At 53.2% G+C, this 13,668-nt stretch carries 12 protein-coding genes; 11 read left to right on the top strand and 1 reads right to left on the bottom strand.

The genetic code is table 11. The features are described from left to right. Positions 1–56: 56 nt before the first annotated feature. The 7 genes from ACFQO0_RS05010 (at position 57) to ACFQO0_RS04980 (ending at position 6,041) form a co-directional block, all read left to right on the top strand. Positions 57–290 (top strand): Fis family transcriptional regulator, encoded by a 234-nt coding sequence (locus tag ACFQO0_RS05010; protein ID WP_382232928.1) that lies wholly within the window; start codon positions 57–59, stop codon positions 288–290. Between the two features lie 223 nt (positions 291–513). Continuing rightward, entirely contained in the window at positions 514–2,091 is a 1,578-nt protein-coding gene (gene purH / locus ACFQO0_RS05005) for a bifunctional phosphoribosylaminoimidazolecarboxamide formyltransferase/IMP cyclohydrolase (RefSeq protein WP_382232927.1), read from the top strand. Between the two features lie 57 nt (positions 2,092–2,148). Further along, positions 2,149–2,691, top strand: a complete 543-nt coding sequence (gene ruvC / locus ACFQO0_RS05000; RefSeq protein WP_382232926.1) for a crossover junction endodeoxyribonuclease RuvC — start codon at positions 2,149–2,151, stop codon at positions 2,689–2,691. Between the two features lie 76 nt (positions 2,692–2,767). Further along, positions 2,768–3,346 carry a Holliday junction branch migration protein RuvA gene (gene ruvA / locus ACFQO0_RS04995; RefSeq protein WP_382232925.1) on the top strand — a complete coding sequence of 193 codons (579 nt, stop codon included), beginning with the start codon at positions 2,768–2,770 and terminating at the stop codon, positions 3,344–3,346. Between the two features lie 96 nt (positions 3,347–3,442). Then, on the top strand, positions 3,443–4,501 hold the full coding sequence (ruvB, locus tag ACFQO0_RS04990; RefSeq protein ID WP_382232924.1) for a Holliday junction branch migration DNA helicase RuvB: 1,059 nt from the start codon (positions 3,443–3,445) through the stop codon (positions 4,499–4,501). Between the two features lie 60 nt (positions 4,502–4,561). Continuing rightward, positions 4,562–5,017, top strand: a complete 456-nt coding sequence (locus ACFQO0_RS04985; protein WP_382232923.1) for a YaiI/YqxD family protein — start codon at positions 4,562–4,564, stop codon at positions 5,015–5,017. 181 nt (positions 5,018–5,198) lie between these two features. Continuing rightward, the gene (locus ACFQO0_RS04980) at positions 5,199–6,041 is read left to right on the top strand and encodes a 2-keto-4-pentenoate hydratase (protein ID WP_382234021.1); all 843 of its coding nucleotides are present in this window, start codon (positions 5,199–5,201) and stop codon (positions 6,039–6,041) included. A 131-nt stretch (positions 6,042–6,172) separates the two neighbouring features. Here ACFQO0_RS04980 and ACFQO0_RS04975 read toward each other — a convergent pair whose 3' ends face one another. Then, positions 6,173–9,082, bottom strand: coding sequence for a valine--tRNA ligase (locus tag ACFQO0_RS04975; RefSeq protein WP_382232922.1), 2,910 nt, complete (start codon positions 9,080–9,082; stop codon positions 6,173–6,175). A gap of 322 nt (positions 9,083–9,404) precedes the next feature. Between ACFQO0_RS04975 and thiS the strand changes: the two genes are divergently transcribed. From thiS to ACFQO0_RS04955, 4 genes are all read left to right on the top strand, one after another. After that, positions 9,405–9,608 carry a sulfur carrier protein ThiS gene (gene thiS / locus ACFQO0_RS04970; RefSeq protein ID WP_382232921.1) on the top strand — a complete coding sequence of 68 codons (204 nt, stop codon included), beginning with the start codon at positions 9,405–9,407 and terminating at the stop codon, positions 9,606–9,608. A 78-nt stretch (positions 9,609–9,686) separates the two neighbouring features. Further along, a complete protein-coding gene (locus ACFQO0_RS04965; RefSeq protein ID WP_382232920.1) occupies positions 9,687–10,487 on the top strand; it encodes a thiazole synthase in 801 nt (266 codons plus the stop codon). 48 nt (positions 10,488–10,535) lie between these two features. Further along, the gene (gene thiE / locus ACFQO0_RS04960) at positions 10,536–11,147 is read left to right on the top strand and encodes a thiamine phosphate synthase (RefSeq protein ID WP_382232919.1); all 612 of its coding nucleotides are present in this window, start codon (positions 10,536–10,538) and stop codon (positions 11,145–11,147) included. Between the two features lie 218 nt (positions 11,148–11,365). Then, positions 11,366–13,654: a UvrD-helicase domain-containing protein gene (locus ACFQO0_RS04955; protein ID WP_382232918.1), complete on the top strand. Its 2,289-nt coding sequence runs from the start codon at positions 11,366–11,368 to the stop codon at positions 13,652–13,654. Positions 13,655–13,668: the final 14 nt, after the last annotated feature.

The following is a 13,668-nucleotide window of genomic DNA, read 5'->3' as shown; positions in this document are numbered from 1 at the left end:
GTCAGGTTTCGAGAATTTATAAAAACGATTATAAAAACGCGCAATCAACCAAGCACATGAGCAAAGATAATATTCAAGACGTCGTCAAGAAAAGCCTGGAGAAGTATTTCAAGGATCTCGGCGAGCAAATGCCATCCAACGTTTACGAGATGGTGGTGTTTACTGTCGAGAAGCCGATACTCGAAGCGGTGATGGAGCGTGCCGACGGCAATCAGTCTCACGCAGCCGATATGCTGGGAATCAATCGTAATACACTGCGCAAGAAATTGCAGCAGCACGACATGCTGTAAGTGACGTTGTAAGTGGGTTTGTAAATGCCGCTGTGGATTTCGCTTTAAGAATTGTTTTAAATTGTTTCAAACATCGTTGTAAAACCCCGCTGTAATTTTTTGCTTTTCGATTTTTTCGGAAGCAAATAAGCTAAGGGCGTAAGGCTACAAACCGCCAAGATCCGCGTATGAGCGCATCACATTGCGCCTTTATCTTATTTAAATTACTCCAGATATTTCCATCATGATCAAACAAGCTCTTATTTCCGTTTCAGACAAAACCGGTGTACTCGATTTTGCGCGTGCACTGTCCGAGATGGGCGTCAACATCCTGTCCACCGGCGGCACCGCAAAATTGATGGCTGAAAACGGCATCAAGGTGACCGAAGTGGCCGACTACACAGGCTTCCCGGAAATGCTCGACGGCCGCGTCAAGACTTTGCATCCGAAAGTACATGGCGGCATTCTTGCCCGTCGCGATTTTCCTGAACATGTTGCTGCGCTGGAAACGCACGGCATTCCAACCATCGATATGGTGGTCGTGAATTTGTATCCGTTTCAGCAAACGATTGCACGCGCAGAATGTTCACTGGAAGACGCGATTGAAAACATCGATATCGGAGGCCCTGCGATGTTGCGTTCGTCAGCTAAAAATCATAAAGACGTTACCGTCATTTGCGACCCGTCCGACTACGCACAAGTATTGCGTGAGTTGCATGCGAACAAAGGCGAAGTGACTTTCGAGACTAAATTCACTTTGGCGAAAAAAGTATTCGCGCATACCGCGCAGTACGATGGCGCGATCACGAATTATTTCACTTCGCTGGGCGACGATAAAAAACATGCAACACGCAGTGCGTACCCAACGACCTTGAATATGCATTTCGATAAAGTGCAGGAAATGCGTTACGGCGAAAATCCGCATCAATCCGCAGCCTTCTATCGCGAGAGCAATCCGCAAGTCGGCGCATTGGCGAACTACACGCAACTGCAAGGCAAGGAACTGTCGTACAACAATATCGCCGACGCGGATGCCGCATGGGAGTGCGTCAAGACATTCGATGAATCAGCCTGCGTGATTATCAAGCACGCCAATCCTTGCGGCGTCGCGATCGGCATTACGCCGTTCGAAGCTTACAGCAAAGCATTGCAAACTGATCCGACTTCAGCCTTTGGCGGCATCATCGCCTTCAATCGCGAAGTCGATGGCAATGCAGCAGAAGCAGTTGCCAAACAATTTGTCGAAGTGCTGATTGCGCCATCGTTCACCGAACAAGCGAAGAAAATATTCGCAGCGAAACAAAACGTGCGCTTGCTGGAAATTCCACTTGCTAGTACTGGTAATGCGGCAGTCAATAGCAACGACTTCAAACGCGTAGGCGGTGGCTTGCTGGTGCAATCGCCTGATGCGAGAAACGTGACTTTGGCCGAATTGAAAGTCGTCAGCAAGAAGCAACCGACGCCGCAGCAATTGCAAGACTTGATGTTTGCATGGCGCGTTGCCAAGTTCGTCAAATCGAATGCCATCGTGTTCTGTGCGAATGGCATGACCATGGGCGTAGGTGCTGGCCAGATGAGCCGCATCGATTCAGCGCGTATTGCATCGATCAAGGCGCAAAATGCTGGCTTGTCGCTGGTCGGCACTGCCGTCGCATCCGATGCTTTCTTCCCGTTCCGCGATGGTCTGGATGTAGTGGTAGAAGCTGGTGCGACTTCGGTAATTCATCCGGGCGGCTCGATGCGCGATCAGGAAGTCATCGATGCCGCTGATGAGCACGGCATCGTGATGTTGTTGACCGGCACCCGTCATTTCCGTCATTAATTCAAGGAGTGATGCGGCCAAGGTCGCATCACTCTTAATACCGCCCACATATCTCATATGAAAATTCTCGGCATCGATCCCGGCTTGCGTACGACCGGTTTCGGTGTGATCGAGAAGCATGGCAACAAGCTCACCTACATCGCATCGGGCACCATCAAGACGCCTGATGCCGATCTTCCGCAACGTCTGAAAACCATCCTCGTCAGTGTTACGGAAGTCATTGCTACCTACAATCCGGATTGCGCTGCGATAGAAAAAGTCTTCGTTAATGTCAATCCGCAATCGACGCTGCTTCTCGGACAAGCCCGTGGTGCTGCGATTTGCGCGTTGGTGAGCGCTGACTTGTTCGTTGCTGAATACACTGCGTTGCAGGTCAAGCAAGCGGTCGTGGGACAAGGCAAGGCGCAAAAGGCGCAGGTGCAGGATATGGTGCAGCGCCTGCTGAAATTGTCCGGCTTACCCGGCACCGATGCGGCCGATGCCTTGGGTGTGGCGATTTGTCACGCGCATAGCGGCGAGGCATTGGCGGCCTTGGGCGCATTGGCGCCCGAGCTGGCGAAAAAAGGTTTGCGCGTACGTGGCGGCCGACTGGTTGGATAATGACCAGTTCTTTGCCTGTCTTATGTGTTGTAGCTGAACAAAAAATATTCCATCATTTCTATTCAAGGTCATCACGATGATAGGTCGTCTTTCCGGAAACCTGCTGGAGAAAAATCCGCCGCAATTGCTGGTCGATTGCAATGGCGTAGGTTATGAAGTCAACGTGCCGATGAGCACCTTCTACAACTTGCCCGGCCTGGGTGAAAAAATAGTCTTGCTGACACATCTGACCGTGCGTGAAGATGCGCATATCCTGTTCGGCTTCGGCACCGCAGAAGAGCGCAATGTGTTCAAGCAACTGGTGAAGATTACCGGCATCGGTGCCCGCACGGCCTTGTCGATTTTGTCCGGCATGTCGGTTGCCGATCTGGCGCAGGCAATCACGATGCAGGAAGCTGGGCGATTGACCAAGATTCCAGGCATAGGAAAGAAAACTGCCGAGCGCTTGCTGCTGGAATTGAAGGGCAAGCTCGGCGCTGATCTGGGCGCGGCAGGCGGCGCGATCCACAGCGACGCGACATCGGATATTTTGAATGCCTTGCTGGCGCTGGGTTATTCCGACAAGGAAGCCTTGCTGGCGATGAAGCAGGTGCCGGCCGGCACTGGCGTTTCTGATGGCATCAAGCTGGCGCTGAAGGCTTTGTCTAAAGCCTGAACGTAGTTTGCTTTGGCATTCACTCCGCACGCTGTGTATCCAGCGTGGCATCAGCCCCTGTATAAAATTCTGCAGCCCACACGCTACAATGCGACCATGAGTATTCAAACCGACGACTTCAGCGAACAACGCATTATTGCCGCCACCCCTGCTTCTGCCAATGAAGAGGCGATCGAGCGCGCATTGCGTCCCAAGCATCTGGACGAATATGTGGGCCAGGAAAAAATCCGCGGCCAACTGGAAATTTTTATCACCGCCGCCAAGCAAAGACGCGAAGCACTGGATCACACCTTATTGTTCGGCCCGCCGGGTTTGGGCAAGACTACGCTGGCGCACATCATCGCGCGCGAAATGGGTGTCAATCTGCGCCAGACCTCCGGTCCGGTGCTGGAGCGCGCCGGCGATCTGGCTGCGTTGCTGACCAACCTCGAAGCCAATGACGTCTTGTTCATCGATGAGATCCATAGGCTGTCGCCTGTGGTTGAAGAAATTCTTTACCCCGCGCTGGAGGACTATCAGATCGATATCATGATCGGTGAAGGTCCCGCAGCGCGTTCGGTACGGTTGGACTTGCAGCCTTTCACCTTGGTCGGCGCCACCACGCGCGCCGGCATGCTGACCAATCCCTTGCGCGATCGCTTCGGCATCGTGGCGCGGCTGGAGTTTTACACGCCGCTCGAATTGACCAAGATCGTCACACGCAGTTCGTCGCTATTGAATGCGCCTATCGATGAAGAAGGCGCATTTGAAATTGCCAAGCGCAGTCGCGGCACGCCGCGTATCGCGAATCGACTGCTGCGCCGCGTACGCGATTATGCCGAAGTCAAAGGCAATGGAGAAATTACCAAGAAAATGGCCGATGCTGCATTGGTGATGCTGGATGTAGACCCGGTTGGCTTTGATGTGATGGATAGAAAATTGCTGGAGGCCGTGCTGTTCAAATTCAATGGCGGCCCGGTCGGACTCGATAATCTTGCCGCTGCAATCGGCGAAGAGCGCGACACGATCGAAGACGTGCTGGAGCCTTACTTGATTCAGCAAGGCTTCCTGCAGCGCACGCCGCGCGGCCGCATTGCAACACCAGTGGCATACGCTCACTTTGGGGTTACGGCACCGCAAACCGGCCCTAACGGCGAGTTGTGGGGCGGACAATAAGCGCCGCACTGCTGGCGTTGCAAGAATTGCACCGCGCTTTATTTCAACGGAAAGAATTCCATGCAAATCTGGGTTGATGCCGACGCCTGTCCGAATGTGATCAAGGACGTATTGTTTCGTGTGGCTGACCGGCTGGAAGTGCAGGTCACGCTGGTTGCCAACAAATTATTACGCACGCCGCCATCCCGCTTTATCAAGGCGGTGCAAGTGCCCGCTGGATTTGATGTGGCCGACAATGAAATTGTGCGCCTGGTGGAGCAAGGAGATGTGGTCATCACCGCCGATATTCCGTTGGCGGCCGACGTGCTGGAAAAGGGTGGCCATCCGCTCAATCCACGTGGCGAGTTTTATACCAAAGACAATATTCAGCAGTTTCTGACGATGCGTACCTTCATGGATGAGTTGCGCAGCAGCGGCGTCGAAACCGGCGGCCCCGCCGCATTTAGCCAGAGCGATATCCGTGCATTTGCCAATCAACTCGACAGATTTCTGGCGCGCTTGCGCAAGCAAGGTTGAGCGTCCGATCATATGCAAATGCTCGGAAAAGTATCTTTTCGGCATGAATCAAACAGTTTTTTCGCGTTAATAATTTTCATCTGACATACAGAGTTTGCATCTTTGCAGCAAATGAACCTTATGTAAGAATGTTGCGTCTAAAGCAATCTGTTTGCTTCCTACCTCTCTGCGCGAGTATGCCATGTTGATGTCTACCCAAGCCAACCGCTACGCGCACCAATTACTGGCCGCCCGAGCGCGTTCGCAGCAAATCCCTTGTATCAGCAAGGATGGCCCTTTATCGATTGCCGATGGCTACGACATTGCCAAGTGCATCGTCGATATCCGTATTGCCCAGGGCGAGACACCTATAGGCCGCAAGATTGGTTTTACCAATCGCAAGATATGGCCGAATTATGGCGAGCGTGAACCAATTACCGGACCGATCTGGTCGCATATGTACGATGATACGGTCCGCTATGCGGACCATAATCATGGCGTGCAAAGCCTGGCAGGTTCCGTCCAGCCGCGTATAGAGCCGGAAATTGTGTTCAAGCTCGGCAAGACGCCGAGGAAGAACGCGACACTCGACGATATGGCGGATTGCATAGAGTGGATGGCGCATGGTTTTGAACTGGTCGCTTGTCCCTTCCCGGGCTGGAAGTTCGAGGCGGCGGATGCCGTCGCGGCGTTTGGTTTGCATGCCAGCCTGATCATCGGCGAACCGCATATGCTGTCATCGGCAACGCGGCGTCATCTGGCCGATATTCTGACTGCAGCCAGCGTGTCGCTATCCTATAGCGAAGGTGCAGAGTTCACTCTGCATAGCGCCGGTTTTGGCAGCAATGTGCTGGATAGTCCCCTGCACGCACTATTGAATCTGCATGAAACCCTGAAGACGCAGCCGCAGTTCGCGCCGCTGGCTACCGGGGAAATCATTGCCACCGGTACACTGACCGATGCGTATCCAGTCAAGCCTGGGCAAACATGGACTACCGCTTTTTCCGGCTTGGCCTTGCCGGGAATGACGCTCTCTTTCGTCTGATGCATTTTTAAGCAGTGCATGAAATGAAAAAGCCTGACTTCATCACTGAAGTCAGGCTTTTTTGTTGATGCCTGCTTTTTAATCGGCTCGGCATGCGACAGACATGCTGTGCCGAATGTCAGCCGGTAGAGTTACAGCTTGGCAAATTGCTCGCGCAGTTTTTCCAGTGTTGCAGAGAAGTTGGCAACGCGTTCCTTCTCTTGCGCGACGACTTGCGCGGGTGCGCGTGCGACAAAACTTTCATTGCCAAGCTTGCTGTTGGCCTTGGTGATTTCGCCATCCAGGCGGGTGATTTCCTTGCTCAGGCGTTCGCGTTCTGCGGCAACATCGATTTCGACTTGCAGCATCAGCTTCGCCGTACCGACGATGGAAACCGGTGCCGGCGATTCTGGCAATGTGTCGGCAACATTGACTTCCGATAGTTTGGCCAGTGCTTGCAGATAGGGCGCAAACGATTGCAGGCGCGCTGTTTGTGCCGCATCGGTGGCTTCCATTGCCAGCGGTACGCGCAGAGCTGGCGACAACTGCATTTCACCGCGCAGATTGCGGCATGCATCGGTCATGGCTTTTAACTCATGCATCCACGCTTCGGCTTCTTCATCGATCTTGCCGGCTTGCGATTCCGGATACGGCTGCATCATGATCGAATCGTGCACTGCTCCATCCGCGACCTTCATTTTATAACCCGTCAATGGCGCAACGGTTTGCCACAATTGCTCGGTGATGAATGGAATCACTGGATGCGCCAGACGCAAGATGGTTTCCAGTACGCGCAACAAGGTGCGACGCGTGGCACGTTGCTGTGCTTCGCTACCGGTCTGGATTTGCATCTTGGCGACTTCCAGATACCAGTCGCAATATTCATCCCAGATGAATTGATACAGCGACGACGCAATATTGTCGAAGCGATAGTCGGCAAAGCCCTTGGCAATATCCGCTTCAGTGCGCTGCAGCTTGGAAACGATCCAGCGATCCGCTTGCGAAAAGTCGGTGTAGCCACCTGGATCACAATCACCGGCCGCGCAGGGCGCGTCGCGGAAACCGCAATCGTGACCTTCGCAATTCATCAACACAAAGCGCGTCGCGTTCCATAACTTGTTGCAGAAATTGCGATAGCCTTCGGCGCGTGCCAGATCGAAATTGATGTTGCGACCCAGCGATGCATAGCTCGCCATCGTGAAGCGCAAGGCGTCGGTGCCGTAGGCAGCGATACCTGACGGGAATTCCTTGCGCGTTGCTTTCTCAATACTCGCAGCCTGCTTGGGATTCATCAGACCGACTGTGCGTTTGGCAACCAGATCATCGAGACTGATGCCATCGATCAAGTCGATAGGATCCAGCGTATTGCCCTTCGACTTGGACATTTTCTGTCCGCTGCTGTCGCGGATCAATCCATGAACGTACACCGTGTTGAATGGGACCTTGCCGGTGAAGTGCGTAGTCATCATGACCATGCGTGCGACCCAGAAGAAGATGATGTCGAAACCGGTCACCAGCACAGACGATGGCAGGAAGGTTTTGAAATCAGGCGTTTCTTCAGGCCAGCCTAGTGTCGAGAATGGAACCAGCGCCGACGAGAACCACGTGTCGAGCACGTCTTCATCGCGCGTCAATACTCCGTTGTAACCAGCTGCTGCAGCCTTGGCTTTTGCTTCTTCTTCGTTGCGACCAACGTAGACTTTTCCTTCGCTGTCATACCACGCCGGGATTTGATGCCCCCACCAAAGTTGACGCGAAATACACCAGTCCTGGATATTGTTCAGCCACTGGTTATAGGTATTGGTCCAGTTTTCCGGCAGCATTTTTACTTCGCCGCTTGCGACTTTTTCCAATGCAACTTCAGTGATAGATTTGCCCGGGAAGTGCGTGCCTTCCGGTGCTGGCTTACTCATCGCTACAAACCATTGGTCGGTCAACATCGGTTCGATCACGGCATTTGTGCGATCGCCACGTGGCACCATCAATTTGTGTGGCTTGACCAGTTCCAGCAAACCTTGTGCGTCGAGATCTGCAACGATCTGCTTACGCGCTACGTACCTATCCATGCCTTGATAAGCGACTGGTGCGAATTCATTGATCTTCGCATCGAGTGTCAGGATGCTGATCTTGTCGAGGTTGTGGCGTTGACCAACGGCGTAATCGTTGAAGTCATGCGCAGGCGTGATTTTGACGCAGCCTGTGCCGAACTCCTTGTCGACGTAGTCGTCGGCAATAATCGGAATCGTGCGATCGCACAAAGGCAAGGTCAATAATTTTCCAACCAGATGTTGATAGCGTTCATCGCTAGGATCAACGGCAACCGCGACGTCGCCCAACATGGTTTCCGGACGCGTGGTGGCGACGACGATGAAGTCGCGCTCTTCCCATTCTGTAGCCTTGCCTTCTTCATCGAATGCAATCGGGAACTTGTATTTCGAACCATCTGCCAATGGATAGCGGATGTTCCACATGTGGCCGTCTTCTTCTTCCGAAACGACTTCCAGGTCGGACACGGCGGTGCCGAGTACTGGGTCCCAGTTGACCAGGCGTTTGCCGCGATAGATCAGGCCTTGTTCAACCAGACGCACGAAGACTTCGGTGACGACTTTCGAGCGAGGTTCATCCATCGTGAAGTATTCGCGGCTCCAGTCTGGCGAGGTGCCGAGGCGGCGCATCTGGCCGGTGATGGTGGAGCCGGATTTTTCTTTCCACTCCCAGACTTTTTCGATGAATTTTTCACGGCCCATATCATGGCGCGTGATTTTTTGCGCATCGAGTTGGCGTTCAACCACGATTTGCGTAGCGATGCCAGCGTGATCGGTACCTGGAATCCATGCCGTATTGAAACCGCGCATGCGGTGATAGCGAGTCAGGCCATCCATGATCGTTTGGTTGAAGCCGTGACCCAGATGCAGCGTGCCGGTGACGTTAGGCGGCGGCAATTGGATGCTGAATGCGGGTTTGTCGGCATCGGTGGTTGCGGCGTAATAACCGCGTTTTTCCCATTCGGTGCGCCAGAAAGCTTCAATGTCGGCCGGATCGAAAGATTTTGCTAATTCCATGATTTTGAAAGAATTGAATCGAATCAAGCATTATAAGTGACGATGCGCTCTGCATTGCCGCTGATAAGGCAAATGCGGGTAGAATTCTGGTCTTCGTTGATTGATATCGATCTTGATTTTTAGGCAAGAATGCATTTTTGTCCGATGCTCGCCCTATGTGCACGGGTTTGATCGAGAAAAATTGACGGCAATGACAGAATGAACAGCAAGGCCCTTGCGGCCGCACATTGCTGATGTTGATCCAGCAGCAGAACACGATGTTCTTGATTTGAGGAATTCAGATTGATTAATCGGCGCTGCGCCTCAGTGAAATAGTAAAGCAATGATCCAGATCGAATTAAACGGCGCGGCCTACGAAATTGAGCCAAATCAGAATGTCGAAGTGTTGATTGAAAAATTGTCCTTGTCCGGCAAGGCAGTCGCAGTGGCGATCAATCGCCAAATTGTGCCGCGTAGTCAATGGCAGCAGCGGCAATTGCAATCGGCCGACCAGGTTGATGTCGTGCGCGCAATCGGCGGCGGCTAAGCTTTCATCCGAATATCTTTCTGCAACTCGCTGCATAAGTTGCAATGGCAAAAATAGAATACCGAAACAGGACCATCCATGAGCACAGCAACATTTACAGACGAACCCTTCGTCATCGCCGGCACCACTTACCGTTCACGTCTGCTGGTCGGTAGCGGCAAGTACAAGGATTTGACCGAAACGCGCGAAGCCAGTCTGGCCAGCGGCGCACAAATCGTCACCGTCGCGATTCGTCGCGTGAATATCGGCCAAGATCCAAATGCACCGAGCCTGCTTGATGTGTTGCCGCCATCTGAATTCACCTTGTTGCCAAACTCGGCAGGCTGCTACAACGCCGCCGATGCGGTTTATACGCTGCAACTTGGTCGTGAAATCCTCGGTGGCCACAAACTTTGCAAGCTCGAAGTACTCGGCGATGAAAAGACTTTATTCCCCAACATGCCGGAAACCCTGAAAGCGGCGGAAACGCTGGTCAAGGATGGTTTCGACGTGATGGTCTATTGCAGCGATGATCCGATTCAAGCGCGCATGCTGGAAGGCATCGGCTGCGCCGCCATCATGCCGCTGGCTTCGCTGATCGGTTCCGGCATGGGCATCTTGAATCCGTGGAATCTGTCGCTGATCATTGAACAATCCAAGGTCCCGGTCATCGTCGATGCAGGTGTAGGCACCGCATCGGACGCAGCCATTGCGATGGAACTGGGTTGCGATGGCGTCTTGATGAATACCGCGATTGCCGGGGCGCAAGATCCAGTGCGCATGGCGCATGCGATGAAACTCGGTATTGATGCCGGTCGCAACGCCTATCTGGCGGGCCGTATCGCCAAACGTTTCTCTGCGTCGCCGTCGTCGCCTATGGCCGGGCGTGTGGTGAAGTAACACTCAAAAAATTACAGTCGTAGTTACAGAATAGTCAGGAAGAAAAGCATGCAAGGTTTGTATCTCGTTACCCCGGATTGGGACGACACCCGCAAGTTACTGGAAATTACCGAACTGGCATTGAAGGGCGGTGTCTCGTTACTGCAATATCGGCATAAAACGGCAGATGCCGCCTTGCGTCGTGAACAGGCTGAATGTCTGCAGGCGCTGGCACGCAGCTATCAATGCCCATTCATCATCAATGACTACATCGAGCTCTGCATGGAACTTGATGCCGATGGCATTCATGTCGGCGGCACCGATATGGCTGTTGCGGAAGTGCGCAAGGCGATCGGCCCTGACAAGATACTCGGCGCATCCTGCTACGGCAGCCTGGAGATGGCGCACGCGGCAGAAGCGGCAGGCGCTAGCTACGTCGCATTTGGCGGCTTCTATCCGTCGAAGGTAAAAAAATATCCGGTGACGACAGATCCAAACATCGTTGCAGACTGGAAAGCACAAGGTAAGGTGCCTAGCTGCGTAATCGGCGGCATGACCAAAGAAAACTCCGCGTCGCTGGTCAAGAATGGGGCGGACATGGTCGCTGCAATCAGTAGCGTTTATCTGGCCGGTGATCCGCAGGCAGCGGCGCGTGCATTTGCCAATTTTTTCGTAAAATAATTTACTCTAGTGCGCATGTTTTGACTGCGCGATAATAAAGATGCCTGTATTTCATCGACATATATGTTGAATGAAATGCAGGTATTTTTTTGCCTGTGATATCTATAAGTTTAGTATTGCCATGTCATTCGGCAATCGATGCAGATTTGCCGCGAATGCACAGGCATTCAATTTGGATTCAGCGCGGTATCGCGACCCTGTGCCGGTATAATCGATAGATGCAAAATCTTCTTCATAATCTCAATCCCGAACAACTCGCTGCCGTGACTTTGCCGGCGCAACCTGCGCTGATTCTGGCGGGTGCCGGTTCCGGTAAAACACGTGTATTGACGACGCGTATCGCGTGGCTTATCCAGACCGGGCAGGTGTCGCCGGGCGGCATACTCGCGGTGACGTTTACCAACAAGGCTGCGAAAGAAATGATGACGCGCTTGTCGGCGATGATGCCGATCAATACGCGCGGCATGTGGATAGGAACGTTTCACGGATTGTGTAACCGCCTGTTGCGTGCACACTATCGCGATGCAGCGCTGCCGCAGACTTTCCAGATTCTGGATTCGCAGGATCAGTTGTCGATGATCAAGCGCTTGCTCAAAGCGAACAATATCGACGATGAAAAATATCCGCCGCGTACCTTGATGTATTTCATCAACGGCGCGAAGGATCAGGGTTTGCGCGCGCAGGATGTGGAAGCGTTCGATGACTACAACCGCAAGATGGTTGAGTTGTATGAAATTTATGATCAACAATGCCAGCGCGAAGGCGTGGTCGATTTTGCCGAACTGTTATTGCGTACTTACGAATTGTTGAGCCGCAATCAGCCGTTGCGTGAACATTATCAATCGCGTTTCAAGCACATTCTGGTCGACGAATTCCAGGATACCAACAACCTGCAATACAACTGGTTGAAGTTGATGGCCGGCACCCAGGGTGCGGTGTTTGCAGTCGGTGATGATGATCAAAGTATTTATGCGTTTCGCGGCGCCAACGTCGGCAATATGTCGGCGTTTGAGCGCGAGTTCAAGGTCGAGAATCTGATCAAGCTGGAGCAGAATTATCGCTCGCACGGACATATTCTCGATACCGCCAACACGCTGATTGCGAATAACACCAAGCGCCTCGGCAAGAATCTGCATACCGATGCCGGTCATGGCGAACAGGTCAGGATTTATGAATCCACCAGCGATTTGCAGGAAGCGCAGTGGATCATCGAAGAGACCAAAAGCCTGATTGCCGAAGGCGGCACGCGCAGCGAAATCGCTGTGCTGTACCGTTCGAATGCACAATCGCGCGTGATCGAGCATGCGCTGTTCTCGGCCGGCATCCCGTATCGCGTCTATGGTGGCCAGCGTTATTTTGAGCGTGCCGAAGTCAAGCATGCAATCGCCTATCTGCAATTGATGGATAACCTGCATAACGACTCTGCTTTCTTGCGTGTGGTGAATTTCCCTACGCGTGGCATAGGCGCGCGTTCGCTGGAGCAGTTGCAGGATGCAGCAAAGCAGTACGGCATTTCACTGTACGCGGCAGTGCCGTATGTGGCCGGCAAGGCGGGATCTACGCTGGGCGCTTTTGTCAAACTGATAGAAGGTGCGCGTTTCGAAACCCAGCATCTGCCTTTACCGGAGATGGTGCAGATCGTGCTGGATGCGAGTGGCTTGATCACGCATTACCAAAATGAAAAGGAAGGCGCAGATCGGATAGAGAATCTGGAGCAACTGGTCAGCGCGGCCACGCTGTTCGTTTCTGAAGAAGGTTTCGGTCACGATGCGCCCGCCATGCTTGGGCCACGTAGCGAACAGATGGCGGGTCCCGCGATTACGACGCAAGATGGGGTGGAAGTGCTGGATGCCGATGCACCGTTGCCTGCCGTGATGTCTCCCTTGTCTGCTTTCCTGTCCCATGCTTCGCTGGAAGCGGGCGACAATCAGGCGCAGGCCGGGCAGGACGCCTTGCAATTGATGACGGTACATTCCGCCAAGGGACTGGAGTTCGACGCCGTGTTTATCACCGGCCTGGAAGAGGGTTTGTTTCCTCACGAAAATTCGCAGAAGGAAGAAGGCGGCGTCGAAGAAGAACGTCGCCTGATGTACGTCGCAATCACGCGCGCCAAACGTCGTTTGTATATCAGTTTTTCGCAAACGCGGATGTTGCATGGGCAGACACGCTACAACATGAAATCACGCTTCTTCGACGAATTGCCGGAAGAATCATTGAAGTGGTTGTCGCCCAAGATGCAGCCGCAACAGCATCACTGGTATGCACATCCAAAAGCTGCATGGGAAGACGCGTTAGGCGCCGGTTCCAACAAGATTGCGCAGGCGATTACCAAGACCGACATCGGCTGGCGCATAGGTGAATCAGTTGCGCATGCAAAGTTTGGCGAAGGCGTGATCGTGAATATCGAGGGCAGCGGCGGCAGTGCGCGCGCGCATATCAATTTCGGTCGGCACGGGATGAAGTTGCTGGACTTGAGCATTGCCAAACTCGACAAGCTGGCCAGCTAAAAAACCGAAGAAAA

The organism is Herminiimonas aquatilis (assembly GCF_042665175.1).
GTDB lineage: Bacteria > Pseudomonadota > Gammaproteobacteria > Burkholderiales > Burkholderiaceae_D > Oxalicibacterium > Oxalicibacterium aquatilis.
This window is presented reverse-complemented; position numbering and strand designations above follow the sequence as displayed.